The organism is Vagococcus sp. AM17-17 (genome assembly GCF_003471765.1).
Taxonomy (GTDB): Bacteria; Bacillota; Bacilli; order Lactobacillales; family Vagococcaceae; genus Vagococcus; species Vagococcus teuberi.
Genome location: NZ_QRJY01000001.1, coordinates 435,034 through 456,421, shown reverse-complemented (window position 1 = coordinate 456,421; position 21,388 = coordinate 435,034). Strand labels below are relative to the sequence as shown.

Annotated in this window: 19 protein-coding genes; all 19 read left to right on the top strand. The window is 34.0% G+C overall.

Features of this window, described 5'->3' with window-relative positions; translation table 11 throughout:
- Positions 1-166 precede the first annotated feature (166 nt).
- Entirely contained in the window at positions 167-1,204 is a 1,038-nt protein-coding gene (locus DW196_RS02170; protein ID WP_118249770.1) for a sugar-binding transcriptional regulator, read from the top strand.
- Positions 1,205-1,246: 42 nt separating this feature from the next.
- Entirely contained in the window at positions 1,247-2,251 is a 1,005-nt protein-coding gene (gene gap / locus DW196_RS02165; RefSeq protein ID WP_118249769.1) for a type I glyceraldehyde-3-phosphate dehydrogenase, read from the top strand.
- Between the two features lie 90 nt (positions 2,252-2,341).
- Complete coding sequence (gene pgk, locus DW196_RS02160; RefSeq protein ID WP_118249768.1) at positions 2,342-3,529, top strand: phosphoglycerate kinase; 1,188 nt, start codon at positions 2,342-2,344, stop codon at positions 3,527-3,529.
- Between the two features lie 21 nt (positions 3,530-3,550).
- Complete coding sequence (gene tpiA, locus DW196_RS02155) at positions 3,551-4,306, top strand: triose-phosphate isomerase (protein ID WP_118249767.1); 756 nt, start codon at positions 3,551-3,553, stop codon at positions 4,304-4,306.
- Position 4,307: 1 nt separating this feature from the next.
- Complete coding sequence (gene gpmI / locus DW196_RS02150) at positions 4,308-5,834, top strand: 2,3-bisphosphoglycerate-independent phosphoglycerate mutase (protein WP_071457114.1); 1,527 nt, start codon at positions 4,308-4,310, stop codon at positions 5,832-5,834.
- Positions 5,835-5,937: 103 nt separating this feature from the next.
- On the top strand, positions 5,938-7,239 hold the full coding sequence (gene eno, locus DW196_RS02145) for a surface-displayed alpha-enolase (protein WP_079348017.1): 1,302 nt from the start codon (positions 5,938-5,940) through the stop codon (positions 7,237-7,239).
- Positions 7,240-7,466: 227 nt separating this feature from the next.
- Positions 7,467-8,093 (top strand): hypothetical protein, encoded by a 627-nt coding sequence (locus DW196_RS02140; protein ID WP_118249766.1) that lies wholly within the window; start codon positions 7,467-7,469, stop codon positions 8,091-8,093.
- Positions 8,094-8,098: 5 nt separating this feature from the next.
- A complete protein-coding gene (locus tag DW196_RS02135) occupies positions 8,099-8,770 on the top strand; it encodes a hypothetical protein (RefSeq protein ID WP_118249765.1) in 672 nt (223 codons plus the stop codon).
- Between the two features lie 166 nt (positions 8,771-8,936).
- Positions 8,937-9,887 carry a hypothetical protein gene (locus tag DW196_RS02130; RefSeq protein WP_118249764.1) on the top strand — a complete coding sequence of 317 codons (951 nt, stop codon included), beginning with the start codon at positions 8,937-8,939 and terminating at the stop codon, positions 9,885-9,887.
- Between the two features lie 100 nt (positions 9,888-9,987).
- The gene (locus tag DW196_RS02125; protein WP_118249763.1) at positions 9,988-10,842 is read left to right on the top strand and encodes a MurR/RpiR family transcriptional regulator; all 855 of its coding nucleotides are present in this window, start codon (positions 9,988-9,990) and stop codon (positions 10,840-10,842) included.
- A 118-nt stretch (positions 10,843-10,960) separates the two neighbouring features.
- A complete protein-coding gene (locus DW196_RS02120; protein ID WP_199566556.1) occupies positions 10,961-11,791 on the top strand; it encodes a Cof-type HAD-IIB family hydrolase in 831 nt (276 codons plus the stop codon).
- A gap of 760 nt (positions 11,792-12,551) precedes the next feature.
- A complete protein-coding gene (gene secA, locus DW196_RS02115) occupies positions 12,552-15,080 on the top strand; it encodes a preprotein translocase subunit SecA (RefSeq protein WP_118249761.1) in 2,529 nt (842 codons plus the stop codon).
- 66 nt (positions 15,081-15,146) lie between these two features.
- Positions 15,147-16,245 (top strand): peptide chain release factor 2 gene (gene prfB, locus DW196_RS02110; protein WP_118249760.1). Its coding sequence is split into 2 segments (ribosomal slippage): positions 15,147-15,218 and positions 15,220-16,245, totalling 1,098 coding nucleotides; the frame shifts between segments, so codons are not numbered across the junction.
- A 123-nt stretch (positions 16,246-16,368) separates the two neighbouring features.
- Positions 16,369-17,055 carry a cell division ATP-binding protein FtsE gene (gene ftsE, locus DW196_RS02105; protein WP_071457108.1) on the top strand — a complete coding sequence of 229 codons (687 nt, stop codon included), beginning with the start codon at positions 16,369-16,371 and terminating at the stop codon, positions 17,053-17,055.
- The gene (ftsX, locus tag DW196_RS02100) at positions 17,048-17,935 is read left to right on the top strand and encodes a permease-like cell division protein FtsX (protein WP_118249759.1); all 888 of its coding nucleotides are present in this window, start codon (positions 17,048-17,050) and stop codon (positions 17,933-17,935) included. The genes ftsE and ftsX overlap by 8 nt, the downstream gene beginning before the upstream one ends.
- A gap of 119 nt (positions 17,936-18,054) precedes the next feature.
- Positions 18,055-18,951, top strand: a complete 897-nt coding sequence (gene rapZ, locus DW196_RS02095; protein ID WP_071457107.1) for an RNase adapter RapZ — start codon at positions 18,055-18,057, stop codon at positions 18,949-18,951.
- Positions 18,948-19,940, top strand: coding sequence for a YvcK family protein (gene yvcK, locus DW196_RS02090; RefSeq protein WP_071457106.1), 993 nt, complete (start codon positions 18,948-18,950; stop codon positions 19,938-19,940). The genes rapZ and yvcK overlap by 4 nt, the downstream gene beginning before the upstream one ends.
- Before the next feature lie 18 nt (positions 19,941-19,958).
- Positions 19,959-20,891, top strand: a complete 933-nt coding sequence (whiA, locus tag DW196_RS02085; protein ID WP_071457105.1) for a DNA-binding protein WhiA — start codon at positions 19,959-19,961, stop codon at positions 20,889-20,891.
- Between the two features lie 153 nt (positions 20,892-21,044).
- Positions 21,045-21,386: a putative DNA-binding protein gene (locus DW196_RS02080; RefSeq protein WP_071457104.1), complete on the top strand. Its 342-nt coding sequence runs from the start codon at positions 21,045-21,047 to the stop codon at positions 21,384-21,386.
- Positions 21,387-21,388: the final 2 nt, after the last annotated feature.

Here is a 21,388-nt window from a genome sequence, read left to right as displayed (position 1 = left end):
CTTGAGTGTCAGGCTTGTATTATTTAGTTATACTTGTTATTATAAGCATGTAAGGGTTGAACGAAATCATGAGTTATTTTGCATCAACCCTATCAAAATACAGCATGTGGGTCATAAAAAGTCTATCATGGACTGAATTTGTCCCTGTACTTAAGGAGTATAATCTATGAGCGATGATTTTGATATTATTGAACAGATTGCTCCTGACATGATTCAAGTGATTGAACAACGATTTCGTATTTTGCGAAATATATATTGGAATCAACCAGTTGGACGCAGAAAATTATCTGAAAAGGTAAATTTAACTGAGAGAATACTTCGAAGTGAAACAGAGGTACTAAAACAACTCAGATTAATCGAGGTCTCTAAAATTGGAATGTCGCTTACTGAAAAAGGATTAAGTCTTTATAGTGATTTAGAAATAGTCATGGCAGAGCAGACGGGCAATCGTGTCCTTGAGAAAAAACTTGCTAGTAAACTTGATATTGAAAGGTGCTTAATAACACCAGGAGATAGTGATGTTGAAAGTAAAGTACTAGAAAAATTCGGAGAGTTAATCTCTGATATTCTTTCAACTCGTTTACCAGATGGTGAAAATATTATCGCCGTCATGGGAGGAACGACAATGGCAACAGTGAGCCAATGCATGTACCGACTAGAAACACCAGAAAGACACAATATATTTGTTCCTGCAAGAGGTGGGATTGGTGAAACCATTCAAACTCAAGCAAATTCAATAAGTGCAACTATGGCAGAGCAAACAGGTGGCGAGTTTAAAGTGTTGTATGTGCCAGAACAAGTGAGTTCTGAGACGTATGAATTACTTCTTCATGAGCCGACTGTTCAACGCGTATTAGAGTTGATATCTAAGTCAAACGTTGTGATTCACAGTATTGGACGTGCACTTCATATGGCAAAACGTCGTAACATGAGTGCAAGTGATTTAGCAATGCTTTCTAATAAAGGAGCGGTCGCTGAATCATTTGGTTACTTCTTTAATAAAGACGGAGAGGTCGTCTATAAAATACCTCGAATCGGTCTTCAAATGAAAGATCTTCAAGAGATACCGTATGTCATTGCAGTTGCTGGCGGGAAAACAAAAGCCAAAGCAATTGAAGCATACATCAAAAATGCTCCTAAACAGACGTGGTTAATCACAGATGAAGGAGCGGCAAAGCAGATTTTAAAAGAGGAAACTCTTTAAAATAAATAAATTTTTTCGATTTTCTAAAGGAGGAAATCTCACATGACAGTTAAAGTAGGTATTAATGGTTTTGGACGTATTGGACGCTTAGCATTCCGTCGTATCCAAGAAGTTGAAGGATTAGAAGTTGTAGCAATCAATGACTTAACAGATGCACAAATGTTGGCTCATTTATTAAAATATGATACAACTCAAGGACGTTTCAATGGTGACGTTGAAGTCCATGACGGATTTTTCAAAGTAAACGGAAAAGAAGTTAAAGTTACTGCTAATTCTAACCCAGCTGAATTACCATGGGGTGAATTAGGCGTAGACATCGTTTTAGAATGTACTGGATTCTTTACATCTAAAGAAAAAGCAGAATTACATTTACAAGCTGGTGCTAAACGTGTTGTTATCTCTGCTCCTGGTGGAAATGACGTTCCAACAATCGTTTATAACACTAACCATGAAATTTTAACTGGAAAAGAAACGGTTATTTCTGGCGCTTCATGTACAACAAACTGTCTTGCTCCAATGGCAGATGCTTTAAACAAAAACTTTGGTATTGTTGAAGGATTAATGACAACAATTCACGCTTACACTGGTGACCAAATGACATTAGATGGACCACATCCAAAAGGTGATTTCCGTCGTGCTCGTGCAGCTGCTGAAAACATCGTACCTAACACAACTGGTGCTGCTAAAGCAATCGGTTTAGTTATTCCAGAATTAAATGGAAAATTAGACGGAGCTGCTCAACGTGTTCCTGTTGCAACTGGTTCTTTAACTGAATTAGTAACAGTTTTAGACAAACAAGTTACGGTTGAAGAAGTTAACGAAGCAATGGAAAAAGCTGCTAACGAATCTTACGGTTACACAATCGACCCAATCGTATCTTCTGATATCGTTGGTATGACTTATGGATCATTATTTGATGCAACTCAAACTAAAGTAATGACAGTTGGCGACAAACAGTTAGTTAAAACTGTTGCTTGGTATGATAACGAAATGTCATACACAGCTCAATTAGTTCGTACTTTACAATATTTCGCATCATTAGCTTAATTTTAATACACCCTATCAAGATTATCGAAGCGGGGAAGCAATCGCGCTTTCTCGCTTTTTTTGTTAATTCATAAGGAGGCGTCAACAAGCATGGCAAAAAGAACAGTTGAAGATTTAGATTTAAACGGTAAAAAGGTCTTAATACGTGTTGATTTTAATGTTCCAATTAAAGATGGAAAAATTACAAATGATAACCGTATTGTTGCAGCTTTGCCAACAATTAATTATGTTATCGAGCATGGTGGAAAAGCAATTCTTTTCTCTCATTTAGGTCGTGTAAAAACTGAAGAGGACAAAGAAGGTAAATCATTACAACCAGTTGCTGCTCGCCTTTCAGAATTACTAGATAAACCAGTTTCTTTCGTTCCTGAAACTCGTGGAGCTGAGCTTGAAAAAGCTATTAGCGAAATGAAAGATGGAGATGTGTTAGTTGTTGAAAACACTCGTTTTGAAGATATTGATGGCAAAAAAGAAAGCAAAAATGATCCAGAATTAGGTAAATACTGGGCTTCTTTAGGCGATTTATTTGTAAATGACGCGTTTGGTACAGCTCATAGAGCACATGCTTCAAACGTTGGAATTGCATCTAACTTACCTTCAGCTGCAGGTTACTTAATGGAAAAAGAAATCAAATTTATCGGTGGAGCTGTTGACGAACCTAAACGTCCATTCGTGGCAATTTTGGGTGGAGCAAAAGTATCTGATAAAATTGGTGTTATCGAAAACTTAATTGACAAAGCTGATAAAATCCTTATCGGCGGTGGGATGACTTATACATTCTACAAAGCCCAAGGGAAAAACATTGGTAAATCAATTTGTGAACCAGATAAAGTTGATTTAGCAAAAGAATTGTTAGAAAAAGCAGCTGGAAAAATTATTTTACCAGTGGATACAGTCTGTGCAGCAGACTTTGATAATGATGCGCCAACTGAAATTCATGAAGGAAATATTCCAGATGACTTAGAAGGATTAGATATTGGTCCAAAAACAATTGAATTATTCACTAAAGAATTACAAGGTGCTAAAACAGTTGTATGGAATGGCCCAATGGGAGTCTTTGAATTACCTACATTTGCTAAAGGTACAATTGGCGTATGTGAAGCTATTGCAAACTTAAAAGATGCTACTACAATTATTGGTGGTGGAGATTCAGCAGCTGCTGCAATCCAATTAGGTTTTGCTGATAAATTTACACATATCTCAACTGGTGGTGGCGCATCACTTGAATACCTTGAAGGTAAAAAATTACCAGGTGTAGAATCTATTTCAGATAAATAAGACTAATGAGGAGTCGAGAACATGCGTAAACCAATTATTGCAGGAAACTGGAAAATGAATAAAACTGTTTCAGAAGCACGTGACTTTGCTGAAGCAGTAAAAAATAAAATCCCTAGTAACGATGTAGTGGATTCAGTTATTGGCGCACCAACTTTATTCTTAACAGATTTAGTTGACACTGCTAAAGGAACTGATTTAAAAATTGCTGCTCAAAACTGTTACTTTGAAGACAACGGAGCGTTCACTGGTGAAACGTCTCCAGCAGCTCTAGAAAATTTAGGTGTTGACTATGTGATTATTGGTCACTCTGAACGTCGTGAGTATTTCCACGAAACAGATGAAGACATCAATAAAAAAGCTAAAGCAATCATCGCACACAACATGACACCAATCGTTTGTTGTGGTGAATCTTTAGAAACTTATGAAGCAGGTAAAACTGCTGAATGGATTAAAGGACAAATTACAGCAGCATTAGAAGGTTTAACAGCTGAACAAGTATCTAACTTAGTTATTGCTTATGAACCAATTTGGGCTATTGGGACTGGTAAATCTGCTGACGCAACGATCGCTGATGATATCTGTGGTGTTGTTCGTCAAACAGTTGCAGATCTTTATTCAGAAGACGTAGCTGGAAAAGTTCGTATTCAATATGGTGGATCAGTTAAACCTGAAAATATCGCTGAATACATGGCTAAAGAAAATGTTGACGGAGCACTTGTAGGTGGCGCAAGCTTACAACCTGATTCATTCTTAGCATTATTGGAGGCATTAAACTAATATGGAAAAAGCACCAGTAGCAATTATTATATTAGATGGTTATGGTAAACGTGATGAAGTTACAGGTAATGCTGTTGCACAAGCGAATACACCTAACTTTGATCGTTATTGGAATAACTATCCTCACAACACACTAAAAGCATCTGGTTTAGATGTAGGATTACCTGATGGTCAAATGGGAAACTCTGAAGTTGGACACACTAATATTGGTGCGGGCCGTATAGTTTATCAAAGTTTAACTCGTATCGACAAAGCAATCGAAGACAAAGAGTTTCAAACAAATGTTGCCCTAAATAGTGGGATTCAACATGCGTTAGACAATGATTCTGCGCTTCATTTATTTGGTCTATTATCTGATGGTGGAGTACATAGTCATCAAAACCATTTATATGCCCTGTTAAAAATGGCAAAAGATAACGGCGTAAAAGAAACTTACGTACATGCTTTCTTAGATGGTCGTGACGTAGCCCCAACTTCAGCTTATGGTTATATGGAAGAATTACTTAAAGTCATGAAAGAATTAGATTATGGAAAAGTTGCGACAGTTTCTGGACGTTTCTATGCAATGGATAGAGATAAACGTTGGGAACGTGTGTCAAAAGCTTATGAAGCAATTGTAGATGGTATTGGCGTGAAAGCGACTGATCCATTGCAAGCTATCCAAGAATCTTATGACAATGAAGTAAATGATGAGTTCTTAGTGCCAGTTGTAATCGAAGAAAATGGTAAACCTGTTGGACAAGTAAAAGACAATGACTCTGTTATTTTCTTTAACTTCAGACCAGACCGTGCGATTCAACTATCAAATGCTTTTACTGATAAAGAGTGGGAACATTTTGAACGTAAAAATCATCCCGAAAATGTTAAATTTGTGACAATGACTTTATATAATCCAAGTATTGTAGCAGAAGTGGCATTTCCTCCAATCGAAATGAAAAATGTCATTGGTGAAGTATTATCAGATGCAGGATTAAAACAATTAAGAATTGCTGAAACTGAAAAATACCCACACGTAACATTCTTCATGAACGGTGGACGTAACGAAGAATTTCCAGGAGAAAGTCGTATTTTAATCAACTCACCTAAAGTTGAAACATATGATTTGAAACCTGAAATGAGTGCTTATGAAGTAACAGATGCGTTACTTGCCGATATTAAAGCAGATAAACATGATGCGATTATCTTAAACTTTGCTAACCCTGACATGGTAGGTCATTCAGGTATTTTAGAAGCAGCGATTAAAGCAATTGAAGCTGTGGACGAATGTTTAGGTAAAGTAGTAGATGCAATTATTGCTAAAGGTGGATCTGCTATCATATTTGCCGATCACGGTAACTCAGAAACAATGACAACACCAGAAGGAAAACCACATACAGCTCATACGACTGTACCAGTTCCTGTTATTGTTACAAAAGCTGGCGCAACTCTTAGAGATGGCGGTCGTTTAGCAGATGTGGCTCCTACAATGCTAGATCTTTTAGGTATTGAAAAACCTGAAGAGATGACAGGTGAGTCATTAATTAAATAATTCACGGGTTTTTAATTGAAAGTATTCGTGAAAATGGTACAATGATTATGGAAGATTCCTTCCATAGCTATAAAAACAATATTCCTAAAGGAGAGAAATGTTAATGTCAATTATTACAGATATTTATGCTCGCGAAGTCTTAGATTCACGTGGTAACCCAACTATTGAAGTAGAAGTTTATACAGAAAGTGGTGCTTTTGGTCGCGGTATGGTACCTTCTGGTGCTTCAACTGGTGAACACGAAGCTGTTGAATTACGTGATGGAGATAAATCTCGTTATTTAGGTAAAGGTGTTTTAAAAGCTGTTGATAACGTAAATAACATCATCGCAGAACAATTAATTGGATATGACGTAAGAGACCAAATGGGAATTGACCGTCGTATGATCGAATTAGATGGAACTCCAAACAAAGGTAAATTAGGAGCTAACGCTATTTTAGGTGTATCAATTGCATGTGCTCGCGCTGCAGCTGACTACTTAGAAGTACCTTTATACCATTACTTAGGAGGATTTAATACTAAAGTATTACCTACTCCAATGATGAACATCATCAATGGTGGTTCTCACTCTGATGCACCAATTGCTTTCCAAGAATTTATGATTGTACCTGTAGGAGCTCCTACATTTAAAGAAGCTTTACGTTGGGGTGCTGAAGTATTCCACGCATTAGCTAAAATCTTAAAATCTCGTGGATTAGAAACTTCTGTAGGTGATGAAGGTGGATTTGCACCTCGTTTTGAAGGAACAGAAGACGGTGTTGAAACAATTTTAGAAGCAATTAAATCTGCTGGATTTGTACCAGGAAAAGACATTATGATTGGATTTGACTGTGCATCTTCAGAATTCTACGAAAATGGCGTATATGACTATACTAAATTTGAAGGCGAAGGTGCTGCAAAACGTACTGCTGCTGAACAAGTAGATTATTTAGAAGAATTAGTTAACAAATACCCAATCATCACTATTGAAGATGGTATGGATGAAAACGACTGGGATGGTTGGAAACTATTGACTGAACGCTTAGGCGAAAAAGTTCAATTAGTTGGTGACGATTTATTCGTTACAAACACTGAAATCCTTTCTCGTGGTATCGAAATGGGCGTAAGTAACTCAATCTTAATCAAAGTTAACCAAATTGGTACATTAACTGAAACATTTGATGCTATCGAAATGGCTAAAGAAGCTGGATTCACAGCTGTTGTATCTCATCGTTCTGGTGAAACAGAAGATTCTACAATCTCTGATATCGCAGTTGCAACTAACGCTGGACAAATCAAAACTGGTTCTCTTTCTCGTACTGACCGTATTGCTAAATACAACCAATTATTACGTATTGAAGACCAATTAGGTGAAGTAGCTGAATATAAAGGTTTAGCTTCATTCTACAACTTAAAAAACAAATAATTAACGTTTAAATATAGCTTATTCTAATGGAATTAAAACTGTTCGGACGTAGAGCACCCTCTAGGAAATTGGAGGGTGTTTTTATTTCTAAAAAAATATTGTTTAAGTACATAACTATTCTGTTAGGTTATAAAGATTATTTTTCAAGAATTAAAATTTTAAAGCTTAGTTTTTAACTATTAGTATATATAATTGATTAAATAGGAGTAGTAAGGGAGGAATGGGAAATGGATTATTATATTTTTTCAGATGAGTCAAATCATGATAATTCGATTAGTAAGAAAAAAGGAATAGAGTATGATGTTTTGAACATTGATAAACCAAATTTATCTCGTGAATATGCAAGGGCTTATTTGATTATTGAATCGCAAAATATAGATAATTTTAGTACTAAGTTTATTGATAGTGAAAATACTCTAAGAAATCCTAAACGAGAAAATAATTATTTTGAAATTAAGGCAAAAGATTGCTTGAAGATTAGTGGTAGTAATAGCGTTAATAAAGTAGAAGAAAAATACGTTAAGCACTTAATAAACTGTTTTAATTTAATAAGTGAATGTAATAGTACCCTTGTACTAGTTAATTATAACAAAATTGAATATGTTATAAATTCATCGATAGATATTAATATATCAAGATTACAAAAGATACATAAATTACTAAATGAAGAAACAGTAAAATATTCTTATGCTAAATATTTTCAAAATCATTACTCTGATAGTCTTTTAGACATAATGTTTAGTGAAAGAAATGATCAAACTAATTATAGATTAAAAAGAGAATTAGGTATAATAAATAAGGGTTTATATAATTACCCTTTAAAAAAAATGAATACAAGGTTGGAAAAAATTTAGTAAAATTGATAGATGAATCATTTGTTTCTTTTAATACAAAAAACTACTATAGTTGGGATTATGAATTAGAAACAGATTTAATTCTAAATAAAATTGAAAATGATACTCGAAATAATTATTCTTTTATTTTTGATGAAGGTACAAAAGCTTCAAAAATATTGAAGAGCAAGTTAGATAAGCAAAATGTACAAGTAATTGAATCAGATTCTAAAAAGGATACGATGATACGATTTGTTGATTGGATGGCAACGTTTTTTGGGAAATTATCTCGTTCATATTCAAACTCTATGAAGATGGATATAAAAAATGATAGAATTATATCTCTGAATACAGTTGCAGATATTGAAAGTAACTGGTTTGATTTAGATGAAATTCAATTTAGTTTGATTAAGCTAATTGGAAAGTTAATAAAAAATAAAAATATTATTTTTTTACAAGGAGTATTAGCAGATAATTCTATAGGATTAAAGAATTATATAGAGTATATCTCTTCATATAAATCATACAATGAATTTAATCAAAAAGATTTGTATGTTCGTGGAAAAGAGAATAATGAACGTCTTGGACAAAATTGGAAAGATTATTACTTAGATAAAAATATTTTATTTGCTGAAGAGGAAACAACAAGTGGGATGACTACAGAATTTTTCAAAAAGAATCCTTTAAATAGAAAATAAACTTTACAGAAAAAAGAAAGTGAGGGAATTAAAGGACCTCCTCTATGGAACTAGAGGTTGTTTTTTTGTTTTGTAACAAAATAATATACATCGTTATATCATTTCATTAAATCATAATAGATACTATGATATACTCATCGTGGATATTAAATTTACGGAGGGTATTATGGATAATAATTCAAACGATATGAATCGATTGCTACAAGAGTTAGCAAATCAAAAAAATAAAGATAGAAAATATCTCTTAAAAATAGAAATAGCAAAGGCGACTGATAGAAGTGTGAAGTTAGCCTTACAAGAGATATTAGATGATATTGAGAAAAAAAAAAAGACCAGCCGTATCATTGGGGTCATTGTCTTAGTTGTTATAATCGGTGCTGTTTTATTTGTATTAGGGACACGAGAATTTAATTCAAAGAATACGGATAAATCACCAATCACGTCATCAAGTTCTAGCGAAGTAGTATATTCAAGTCAAAGTGATTCAACAGAGATAAAAGAAAGTCGCAAGAAAGAAGTCAGTCTAACAAATCATCAAGTAGAAGAATGGGTTAGTGCAGTGTGGGATAAAAGACATCAAAACTATCCTGATTTGAAAGATAAGCGACTGAATATTAGAACTGATGATACAGACAAACTTGTCTACATTGATGTATTACCACCAAGAGATAAAGAGGTAGATAAATATTCTGTTTTTCGTATCAATGCAAAAGGTGAGTTAGAAGAATCAGGCTATTTTAATCAAAATGGAGGAATTAATAATTGGGTGGTTGTTTCAAGAGAATTTATGGATACATCAGAGGTTGATGTTAAACCAAAAATCACAGTTGATCAAAGTAGTTCTAAACAAAGTATTACCTCTGATGAAGCAATAAAATGGGTACAAGATTATTTAAGATCACAGGCTACAGAGCCTCTAGATTTTGAGGAAGTAACTTTTGACACGCAACAAAGTAGTGAGGGATTAACAGAAATCATGATGTACACTTGGAATCCGGCACATACAGCAAAAACTTTTGTCGCTGTATACAGAGTGAATGCTGATGGTAAACTTGAAGAAGGTTCAATATATGGACATGATGACTGGCATGTTGTCAGCGATGAATTTATTAAATAATAAAGAAAGACGAGTCACCTATTTTTTAGGTGGCTTTTATTTATATGGAAAACCATGATAAAATTTACCATAACAACCCAGTGAGTAAGTGGAGGATTTTATGACCATTATAGATGACTTATCCAGATTAACGCATGTTACGCCAAATGAAAAAGCATTAGTAAGCTATATTTTAGCTAATACACAAGACGTTCTAAACTATTCTCCCAAAGAGTTAGCTGATGAGGATTTTGTGTCTATTGCAACGGTTTATCGTTTACTAAAAAAAATAGATCAACCTGGTTTCAATGAATTTAAAGTTGCTTTAGCACAGTCTTTGTCTACAGAACGAGTTGAGTTAACTGACGTAAATATCGACTACCCAATTAAAGAATTAGAAACAACAGATTCCATGATTAATGCTATGGAAAAGTTATATCAAAAAACGCTTTTAGAAACAAAAAAGGTGTGTAATGCTTCTTCTTTGAAAGAAGCCGTAGATTTAGTAATGCAAGCAAAACAAGTTGATGTTTACACATCAGCTGGTAATTTATATTTTGCACAGAATCTTCAGTTTCAATTACAAGAGATTGGTTATGTGATACAAGTACCACAAGAAGATTATCTCCAACGTTTATATGCAGCTAATAGCACATCAGACCATGTAGCATTAGTGATTTCTTATGGTGGTAGAGGACACACGACTCGAGCAGTTGTAGATTTACTAGTGAAAAATCAAACACCGATTATTTTAGTCACCTCAACACAATCAAATCCTTTAACCACGTTTGCAGATATTAAATTATATATGAGTTCAGTCGAAAATCATTACAATAAATTATCCTCTTTTTCGACACGTTTTTCTTTATTGATGGTACTTGACTTACTTTATGCTGAAATATTTAGTCGAGAGTATGATAAAAATTTAGAGTATAAAGTAACTAATTATCAGAAAATGAATGGTGAATTGAAATAGATGTTTCAATATAAGTTAAGCTTTTTAGTTGAAATTGATAACAATGTTCCAACTTGTTTCATAAAGCCTCTTACGTAAAAAAATCGTGGTAGTATTTAATTATAAGGAGATGAGTTTTATGAAAACAATTGTATTAGATATAGATGGAACATTATTAACCACACAAAAAACTATTACGGAAGCAACGAAAAATTGTTTGATTGACTTGCAACAAAAAGGAAATAAATTGATTTTGGCATCAGGTAGACCAACTACAGGGATGCTACAATTATCTGACGAGTTAAAAATGGCTGAATATGATGGATTAATTGTATCTTATAATGGTTCAAAAGTGATTGATTGCCATACAAATATGGAATTATTTAATCAGGCAATGAGTATTGAAGAGGGAAAAGCGGTCTTAGAACACATGAAACAGTTTAAAGTGTCACCTATGATAGATAAAGATGATTACATGTTTGTGAATGATGTTTTTGGGTGCGTGATTGATTATAAAGATGCACCATTTAATGTTATTGAATATGAATCTCGTGGTGGTCATTATAAATTGTGTGAAAAAGATGATTTGGCTGAGTTTCTAGATTATCGAATTAATAAAATTTTGACAGCAGGAGAACCTAATTATTTAGCTGAAAATTATAAAAAAATGATGGAATCTTTCAAAGATACATTAAATTGTGTCTTTACGGCAGATTTTTATTTTGAATTTACGGCAAAAGGTATCGATAAAGCAAAGGCTTTGGATACTGTTTTACGCCCATTAGGAATTTTTCCAGAAGATGTCATTGCTTTTGGTGATGGTCATAATGATAGGACTATGCTTGAATACGCAGGTGTTGGAGTAGCAATGGAAAATGCGGTGAAAGAGTTGAAAGATTCTTCAGACATTACCACAAAATCAAATGATGAAGATGGTATTGTCCATTTTTTTAATGAATTATTTGGTTAGGCAGATAAATAGATAAGGTTTGCATAGTATGATACACTTTCTTTATAATTACTTTTAGTAAGTGAAAAGAGAGGTGTCGTGTATGACAAAAGGTAAACCCCGTTATTTATTGCAACACATAATAATTAAGTCGATATAGCAAAAGTATCGATAAATGCTGGAGTGGATGTTAACAAATAAGTTATATACTGTAGCAAAAGGTAAAGCAGAAATCTTATATCTTGCAACACGCAACGTCTAATTAGATAGTTTATAACCGTTTTGGTGGCAATGTGATTATTTCAGTGGCTGAAAAAGGCCATCTTGAAAATGTTAAACTATTGCTTAAATATGGAAAAATGGAGATCAATCATTAGAATGACTAAGGATACATAGCTTTAATAGAAGCAGCCGCGCTAAAATATGGTTCAAAAGTCTATAAACAAATCGTTTCTGAACTGTTAACAAATGGAGTTTGTAAAACATTAAAAGATAATTTACAACGAATAGCAGAAGATATGCATCACAACTATGTTACGAAATTATTGAAACAGTATTAAAAATGTTATTAAAATGACCGTTTAAGTGCTACTATTTTGCCCTTATAATGGTTATTTTGTTTGAGAATGATAAATTTAAAAAAAATATCTCTTAATCGTCCCTTTTTTTTTTTAAAGAGTTTTATTTTTCATAAACAAATGATAGAATGTATAAGATGACCTTATTATGTAAGATGTCAGTACTTCTAGGAGAATAAGGATGAGAGGGTAGGAAAGAATTCATGGCTAATTTTTTAAAGCAATTAATTGAAAATGATAAAAAAGATTTAAAACGCTTAGGTCATATGGCTGATAAAATTGATAAACTAGCACCACAAATGTCAGAGTTATCAGATGAAGAATTAAAACAAAAAACTGAGGAATTTAAAGCACGTTATGCTAAAGGCGAAACACTAGATGATTTACTTTTTGAAGCTTTTGCCGTAGTAAGAGAAGCAGCAAAACGTGTATTGGGACTATTTCCATATAAAGTACAGATGATGGGGGGGATTGTCTTACACGAAGGCGGTATTCCAGAGATGAAAACTGGTGAAGGTAAAACATTGACTGCCACTATGCCTGTATATTTAAATGCATTATCTGGTGAAGGGGTGCATGTTGTAACTGTAAATGAGTACTTATCAACACGTGATGCGAGTGAAATGGGTGAATTATATAATTTCCTTGGATTAACAGTTGGTTTAAATATTAATTCAAAATCTTCTGACGAAAAACGTGTGGCCTACGCCTGTGACATCACTTACTCAACAAACAATGAATTAGGATTCGACTATTTAAGAGATAACATGGTTGTCTATAAAGAACAAATGGTTCAACGGCCATTAAACTTTGCAGTAGTGGATGAGGTCGATTCAATCTTAATTGATGAGGCAAGAACACCATTGATTATTTCTGGACAAGCAGAAAAATCAACGGCTTATTATACAAGAGTTGATAACTTCATTAAAACATTAGTTGAAGAAGAAGACTATAAAATTGATGTTCAATCTAAAACAATTAGTCTAACTGAGCAAGGGATTACTAAAGCAGAAAAAAACTTTGATGTAAGTAACTTATACGATATTGAAAACACATCATTAACTCATTATATTGATCAATCACTTCGTGCAAACTACATTATGTTACGAGATATTGATTATGTGGTACAAGAAGGAAAAGTACTGATTGTTGATCAATTCACAGGTCGTATCATGGATGGTCGTCGTTATTCGGATGGTCTTCATCAAGCAATTGAAGCTAAAGAAGGCGTTGAAATTGAAGATGAAACAAAAACAATGGCGAATATTACATTCCAAAACTACTTCCGTATGTATAAAAAGTTATCAGGAATGACTGGTACGGCGAAAACAGAGGAAGAAGAGTTTAGAGAAATCTATAACATGCAAGTTATTCAGATTCCGACAAACAAACCAATTATTCGTGATGATAGAGCGGATTTATTATATCCAACTTTATCAAGCAAATTCCAAGCTGTAGTAAAAGATATTAAAGAGCGTCATGAAAATGGTCAACCAGTCTTAGTCGGTACTGTAGCGGTTGAAACATCAGAATTATTATCTGATTTATTAACAAAAGAAAAAGTACCTCATCAAGTCTTAAACGCGAAAAACCACTTTAAAGAAGCGGAAATCATTATGAATGCTGGTCAAAAAGGCGCAGTAACAATCGCGACAAACATGGCTGGACGTGGTACGGATATTCGTTTAGGAGCAGGGGTTCGTGAAGCAGGAGGACTTGCTGTTATTGGTACAGAACGTCATGAATCTCGTCGTATTGATAACCAGTTACGTGGACGTGCGGGTCGTCAAGGAGATCCGGGTATGTCTCAGTTCTATTTATCATTAGAAGATGATTTAATGAAACGTTTTGGTTCTGAAAGAATTAAAGTATTCTTGGATCGCATGAAATTAGAAGACGAAGATGCCGTTATTCAAAGTAAAATGTTATCAAAACAAGTAGAATCAGCGCAAAAACGTGTTGAAGGGAATAACTACGATACACGTAAAAACGTCTTACAATACGATGATGTTATGCGTGAACAACGTGAAGTTATCTATAAACAACGTCGTGAAGTAATCATGTCAGATGTTGACTTAGAACCAGTATTATTAGGAATGGTTGAGAGAACAATTGGTCGTTATGTTGATGGTCACACTCAAGGAGAGAAAAAAAATTGGAATCTTGAAGGTCTAGTTGATTTTGTTGGTTCAACAATCACTCATGAAGATGCGATTAGTTTTGCTGACTTTGAAAATAAAACACCTGAAGAGATGAAAGCATTTATCTATGATAAAGCCAAAGCTATTTACGAAGAAAAAGCTGAAATCTTAAGCAGTGAAGAACAACTGATAGAATTCCAAAAAGTTGTTATTCTAAGAGTAGTTGATACAAAATGGACTGACCATATAGATGCAATGGATCAATTGAGAGAATCAATTGGCTTACGTGCATACGGTCAAAATAATCCATTGGTTGATTACCAAACAGAAGGATATGACATGTTCAACAATATGGTTGGGTCTATCGAGTATGAAGTAACACGTTTGTTCATGAAATCAGAAATTAGACAAAATGTTCAACGTGAACAAGTTGCTCAAGGTGAAGCGGTAAAACCAACTGCTGAACAAGGTCAAGTATCTAACGATGAGAAGAAACAACCGATTCGTGTTGACGAAAAAATTGGACGCAATGATTTATGTCCATGTGGTAGTGGCAAGAAGTATAAAAATTGCCATGGTAAACCATCATAATAAATCAAGGAGCGACTTAGTTTAACTGAGTCGCTTCAATTGTTTACAAAATAAGGAGATTATTTTATGGAAATAAGCGATATAAAAAATGAATTAAGTAAAATAGAGACAAAAATTACTAATTTTAGGGGGTCTCTTTGACTTAGAATCACTTGAGGAACAAATTGCTGAAGGTGAATATGAGATGGCGACTCCTGGTTTTTGGGATGATAACGAATCAGCTCAAGTTGTTATAGATAAAGTCAATCAGTTAAAATCACAATATGATACTTTTAAAAATACAGAAGAAGCCTATGAAGAATTAGAACTTTTACTTGAAATGGTTGAAGATGAAAATGATAGTGAGATGCAAAAAGAATTAGAAGAAAAATTAAATCAAACGATTCAAATTGTTGAAGACTACGAGTTATCTCAATTATTAAATGGTGAGTACGATCAGAATAATGCTGTATTAGAGCTACATCCAGGAGCAGGTGGCACTGAATCACAAGACTGGGGTAGTATGCTTCTTAGAATGTATACTAGGTGGTCTGAATCAAAAGGTTTTCAAGTAGAAACACTTGATTATCAAGCTGGTGATGAAGCTGGTATTAAAAGTGTTACGTTATTGATTAAAGGATACAATGCTTATGGCTATTTAAAATCAGAAAAAGGGGTACATCGTTTGGTGCGTATCTCGCCATTTGATTCAAACTCCAGACGACATACGTCATTTTGTTCAGTAGATGTGATGCCAGAATTAGCGAATGATATCAATATTGAAGTGAAACCGGATGATATTAAAGTTGATACATTTAGAGCAAGTGGAGCAGGTGGCCAGCACATAAACAAGACTGATTCAGCCGTTCGTATTACACATATTCCAACTGGATTTGTGGTTTCTAGTCAGGCTCAACGTTCCCAATTAAAAAATAGAGAACAAGCAATGAGCATGTTAAAAGCAAAATTATACCAATTAGAAATAGAAAAACAGGAACAAGAAGCTGCGGCAATAAAGGGCGAGCAACTAGAAATCGGCTGGGGATCGCAAATACGTTCATATGTGTTTCATCCATACTCTATGGTAAAAGATCATCGAACAAATTATGAAGTTGGAAATACGCAACCAATAATGGATGGTGATATAGATGGATTTATTGATGCTTACCTACGTTGGAAGTTGTAATACTTTATTTGACAGTTAACAAGTAATTGATATATATTTGTAATCAAATTCCAAAGAAGACATGTTATACTGTATGAGAATAAGATTATGTCGTTTAAAATAACAGGTTGGAGAGATAAATCTATGATAGAAATGAAAAAAGTAACAAAAAAATACTCCAATGGGACAACAGCCATTCGTAACTTATCTATCACTATCAATCAAGGTGAGTTTGTATATGTCGTTGGTCCAAGCGGGGCAGGTAAATCAACTTTTATTAAATTGATGTACCGAGAAGAAGTCGCGACAAAAGGGACACTTAATGTGTGTGGCTATGATTTATTAACAATAAAAAATCGAAATGTACCTTACTTACGTCGCGAAATAGGTATCGTGTTTCAAGATTATAAATTATTACCACAAAAAACAGTCTATGAAAATGTTGCCTATGCTATGCAAGTAATCGGTAAAAAACCGCGTGAAGTAAAACGCCGTGTTTTAGAAGTACTAGACTTAGTTGGGTTAAAGCATAAAGTACGTGTGTTCCCAGATGAATTATCAGGTGGGGAACAACAACGTGTGGCGATTGCTAGGGCCATCGTTAATACACCTAAAGTATTAATTGCTGATGAACCAACAGGGAACCTTGACCCAGAAAATTCTTGGGAAATTATGGAATTATTAGAAAGAATCAATAATCAAGGGACTACGGTCGTCATGGCTACGCACAATAGCACTATCGTAAATGAAATCCGTCATCGCGTGTTGGCTATAGAAAATGGACGTATTACAAGAGACCAAGATGAGGGGGATTATGGCTACGATGATTAGTAATTTTTTTAGACATTTAGGCAGTGCGTTAAAAAATTTAAAAAGAAATGGCTGGATGACAATAGCATCAGTTAGTGCTGTAACCGTAACGTTAACACTTGTAGGAATATTTTTGGGTGTCATATTAAATGTGGCGAAAATTGCCGATGATATCAAAGATAATGTCGATGTATCAGTTTTTGTTGATATTGGAACTCCTGATAATGAAGTGAAGGAATTAAGTAATAAATTAAAAGATATCAAGGGTGTGTCTAAAGTAACATTTTCGAGCAAGCAAGATGAATATAAAAAGTTAGTTGATAAATTAGGTGATACGTGGAAATTGTTTGGAGAAGATGAAAATCCGCTATATGATGTGTATATTTTAACTGCAAAAGATGCTGAGGATATCCCATCTATTCAAAAAGCGGCAGCAGCATTACCTAGTGTATCAAAAGCGGATTACGGTGGTCGAAATTCCGATAAGTTATTTAAATTATCTAAAGACATTAGACTTTGGGGAACAATTGCAGCTGTTTTCTTACTAGGTGTAGCAGTCTTCTTAATTTCTAATACCATTCGAATTACCATTATTTCAAGAAAACGTGAGATTCAAATTATGCGTTTAGTTGGAGCTAAGAATAGTTATATAAGAGGGCCATTCTTTTTAGAAGGAGCATTTATTGGTATTTTAGGTTCCGTTATCCCAGTTCTATTAGTAACATTCGCTTACCCAAGAGTTTATGTCATCTTTACGAAAAGTATGATTGCTAATGCTTCCTATGACTTAATTGCGCCAGGTAACTTAATTTGGCAATTAAATACTTTATTAATAGTTGTTGGTGTAGTGATAGGGTCAATTGGATCGGTTATGTCAATGAGACGCTTTTTAAAAGTGTAATAGTAAAATTGTGAGAATAAGGAATGTGTTCCTTATTCTCTTTTTTGTACATTTTATTCACGAATGATACACCAGGTATGCTATAATGTAGAATAGAGAATATAGAAGGAGTGATGTATATGACTGATCACCAGACTGATAGTTTACAATTAGTAGTCATTACTGGAATGAGTGGTGCAGGTAAAACTGTAGCGGTACAAAGTTTTGAAGATATGGGTTACTTTTGTATCGACAACTTACCACCAACGTTAATTCCAAAGTTTTGGGAATTGATTAAAGAGTCAGGTAAAATCACTAAAATTGCATTAGTTATTGATTTAAGATCTCGAGCGTTTTTTGAAGAAATTCAAAGCATGCTAGTTGAAATAGAGAATACAAAATTAGTTGATACGACCGTGATGTTTTTGGATGCGTCAGACCAAGAGTTAGTATCACGATATAAAGAAACAAGAAGAGCCCATCCTCTTGCAATGGATGGTTTAGTAACAGATGGAATCAAAAAAGAGCGTGCCCTTTTAGAAGAGTTAAAAGGGGAAGCACAACTTGTCATAGATACAACTGAACTAGCACCAAGAGAGTTAAGAGAACAAATCATGCAAAACTTTAAAAATCATGATTCTGATACCTTTAGAGTAGAAATGGTCTCTTTTGGTTTTAAATATGGTTTGCCTATTGATGCTGACATTGTCATGGATGTTAGATTTTTACCAAACCCACATTATGTTGAGGAGCTAAGACCGTTAACTGGAAAAGATAAGCCAGTGTATGATTATGTCATGAGTTCAGAGATGACAGAATCTTTCTATAAAAAATACGAAGATTTAATTTTAGATATATTACCAGGATACATTAAAGAAGGAAAAATGAGTTTGACGATAGCGATTGGTTGTACAGGAGGTCAACATCGTTCAGTTGCCTTAACCGAGCGATTAGGAAGCAAAATTTCGGAAAACTATAAGACTAATATTACCCACAGAGATATGATGAAACGTAAGGAATCAATCAATCGTTCATGAAAACGTATCGCATAAGAAAACCTAAAATTGTTGTGATTGGTGGGGGAACGGGCTTACCAGTCATATTACATGGTTTGAGAGATCAAAGTGCTGATATTACAGCAATTGTGACCGTAGCAGATGATGGTGGAAGTAGTGGGCTTCTACGTCAAAGCATTAATATGAGTCCTCCTGGCGATTTGAGAAATGTTCTTGTAGCTCTATCTGATATGCCACAAATGTATGAAGATATTTTTCAGTATCGATTTAAAGAAGAAGATAATTTTTTAGCGAATCATACGATAGGAAATCTAATTATCGCTGCGATGTCTGAGATGAAAAATAGTACATATGAAGCAATTCAGTTATTAAGTAAATTTATGCATGTTGACGGACATATTTATCCAGCAAGTGAGCAGTCAATGACGCTTCATGCTAAATTTTCAGATGGCAGTAATGCTACAGGTGAGAGTGTTATTGCAAAAGAAAGAAAGAAAATAGATTACGTGTACGTAACCAATACAGCAGATGGTAAACCAGTAAAACCTGCTAGAAAAGTTATTTCAAGTATTCGTGAAGCAGATATGATTGTTCTTGGACCGGGTAGTTTATTTACGAGTATTTTACCTAACTTAATGATTAAAGAACTTGGCGAAGCTGTATGTAAGTCTGAAGCTGAAGTCGTTTATATTTGCAACATTATGACGCAAAAAGGAGAAACAGAGCATTTTTCTGATGCGGAACATGTAAAAGTATTACATAATCATTTAGGAAAACAATTTATTGATACTGTGTTAGTTAATACAGAACCAATACCTGAAGATTATATTGATCCTGATGTATATGATGAGTATTTATTACAGGTAAAACATGATTTTAAAGGATTGCGTGATGAAGGATGTCGCGTGATTTCTGCTGACTTTTTAGAATTAAAAGACGGCGGCGTTTTCCATGACCGAGCAAAAGTTGTAGATGAGCTGTTTCGTTTGGTTTTTGGAGCTAAATATTAGAAGAATGGGGTGGTCAACATGTCTTTTGCATCGGATGTTAAAAAAGAACTGACAACACTAGAAGTTCATAAAGAACATGCAAAAGCGGAATTGGCAGCTTTAATTCGAATGAATGGTTCGGTGACATTAGCCAACCGACAATTTGTGTTAAATGTACAGACTGAAAATGCGGCAATAGCTAGACGTATTTATACATTATTAAAAGATCACTATGAAGTAAATAGTGAATTATTAGTACGTCGTAAAATGAAACTGAAAAAGAATAATGTGTATATTGTTCGATTGAAACAAGGGACAAAAGAAATATTAAATGATTTAGAAATCATGGATGGTGTGATGTTTAACACACATGTTTCAGATAATATTATGGGCAATGAACAAAAAATGCGATCTTATCTTCGTGGTGCATTTTTAGCTGGTGGTTCTGTTAATAATCCTGAGACAAGTCGCTATCACTTAGAAATTTATTCGATGTATGAAGAACAATGTCTTGATTTGTGTGAAATGCTAAAGTTTTACGGCTTGAATGGCCGTGTCGTTGAAAGACGTACTGGGTTTATTACTTATTTAAAAGGGGCAGAAGAAATTGCTGATTTCTTAGTCTTAGTTGGTGCGACTAATGCCATGCTTAAATTTGAAGATGTCCGTATTGTTCGTGATCTACGCAACTCAGTGAATCGCTTGATGAATTGCGAAAATGCCAATATGAACAAAACAGCAGATGCGGCAAAACGCCAAATCGAAAACATAAAACTTATTAAAGATACAGTTGGTTTAGAGCAATTACCAGAAAAATTACGTGAAGTGGCTGAAGTAAGACTTGAAAATCCTGAAATTAGTTTGAAAGAACTGGGAGAGATGATTCCTTCTGGTCCAATCACTAAATCTGGTATCAATCATCGTATTCGAAAAATTAATGAATTTGCGAATACTTTAGTTGAAACGACTTAAATAAGTAACCAATGGGATAGCCTTATCTGTAAAATAAATAATGTTATTTACGGATAGGGTTTTTTTATGTTTTTTTCCTCTAAATATCTTTAATTAAATATGGTATAATGTGAAAGTGATTGTATGATATGAATCAGTTGGAGGAGGGGCGATATGGAAATCGAAAAAACAAATCGAATGAATGCTTTATTTGAGTTTTATTCAACTCTTTTAACTGAAAAACAAATGAATTATATTGAATTATATTATGCTGATGATTTTTCTCTAGGGGAAATTGCGGAAGAATATGATGTAAGTAGGCAAGCTGTCTATGACAATATAAAACGTACTGAAAAATTGCTAGAAACATATGAGAAAAAATTACATTTATATTCAAATTATGTGGTTAGACAAGAGATGATTGATGAAATTAAATCATTACTTAAAGAGTCTTATCCCGAAACAGAGAAAATTAAAGCATTATTAGATAATATTCAAGAAATAGAAGAAGAGTAGGA

Bases quoted from the DNA above. Each gene is read 5' to 3' on its own strand.
- DW196_RS02170 (WP_118249770.1), top strand. From the start codon at position 167: ATGAGCGATGATTTTGATATTATTGAACAGATTGCTCCTGACATGATT.
- gap (WP_118249769.1), top strand. From the start codon at position 1,247: ATGACAGTTAAAGTAGGTATTAATGGTTTTGGACGTATTGGACGCTTA.
- pgk (WP_118249768.1), top strand. From the start codon at position 2,342: ATGGCAAAAAGAACAGTTGAAGATTTAGATTTAAACGGTAAAAAGGTC.
- tpiA (WP_118249767.1), top strand. From the start codon at position 3,551: ATGCGTAAACCAATTATTGCAGGAAACTGGAAAATGAATAAAACTGTT.
- gpmI (WP_071457114.1), top strand. From the start codon at position 4,308: ATGGAAAAAGCACCAGTAGCAATTATTATATTAGATGGTTATGGTAAA.
- eno (WP_079348017.1), top strand. From the start codon at position 5,938: ATGTCAATTATTACAGATATTTATGCTCGCGAAGTCTTAGATTCACGT.
- DW196_RS02140 (WP_118249766.1), top strand. From the start codon at position 7,467: ATGGATTATTATATTTTTTCAGATGAGTCAAATCATGATAATTCGATT.
- DW196_RS02130 (WP_118249764.1), top strand. From the start codon at position 8,937: ATGGATAATAATTCAAACGATATGAATCGATTGCTACAAGAGTTAGCA.
- DW196_RS02125 (WP_118249763.1), top strand. From the start codon at position 9,988: ATGACCATTATAGATGACTTATCCAGATTAACGCATGTTACGCCAAAT.
- DW196_RS02120 (WP_199566556.1), top strand. From the start codon at position 10,961: ATGAAAACAATTGTATTAGATATAGATGGAACATTATTAACCACACAA.
- secA (WP_118249761.1), top strand. From the start codon at position 12,552: ATGGCTAATTTTTTAAAGCAATTAATTGAAAATGATAAAAAAGATTTA.
- ftsE (WP_071457108.1), top strand. From the start codon at position 16,369: ATGATAGAAATGAAAAAAGTAACAAAAAAATACTCCAATGGGACAACA.
- ftsX (WP_118249759.1), top strand. From the start codon at position 17,048: ATGATTAGTAATTTTTTTAGACATTTAGGCAGTGCGTTAAAAAATTTA.
- rapZ (WP_071457107.1), top strand. From the start codon at position 18,055: ATGACTGATCACCAGACTGATAGTTTACAATTAGTAGTCATTACTGGA.
- yvcK (WP_071457106.1), top strand. From the start codon at position 18,948: ATGAAAACGTATCGCATAAGAAAACCTAAAATTGTTGTGATTGGTGGG.
- whiA (WP_071457105.1), top strand. From the start codon at position 19,959: ATGTCTTTTGCATCGGATGTTAAAAAAGAACTGACAACACTAGAAGTT.
- DW196_RS02080 (WP_071457104.1), top strand. From the start codon at position 21,045: ATGGAAATCGAAAAAACAAATCGAATGAATGCTTTATTTGAGTTTTAT.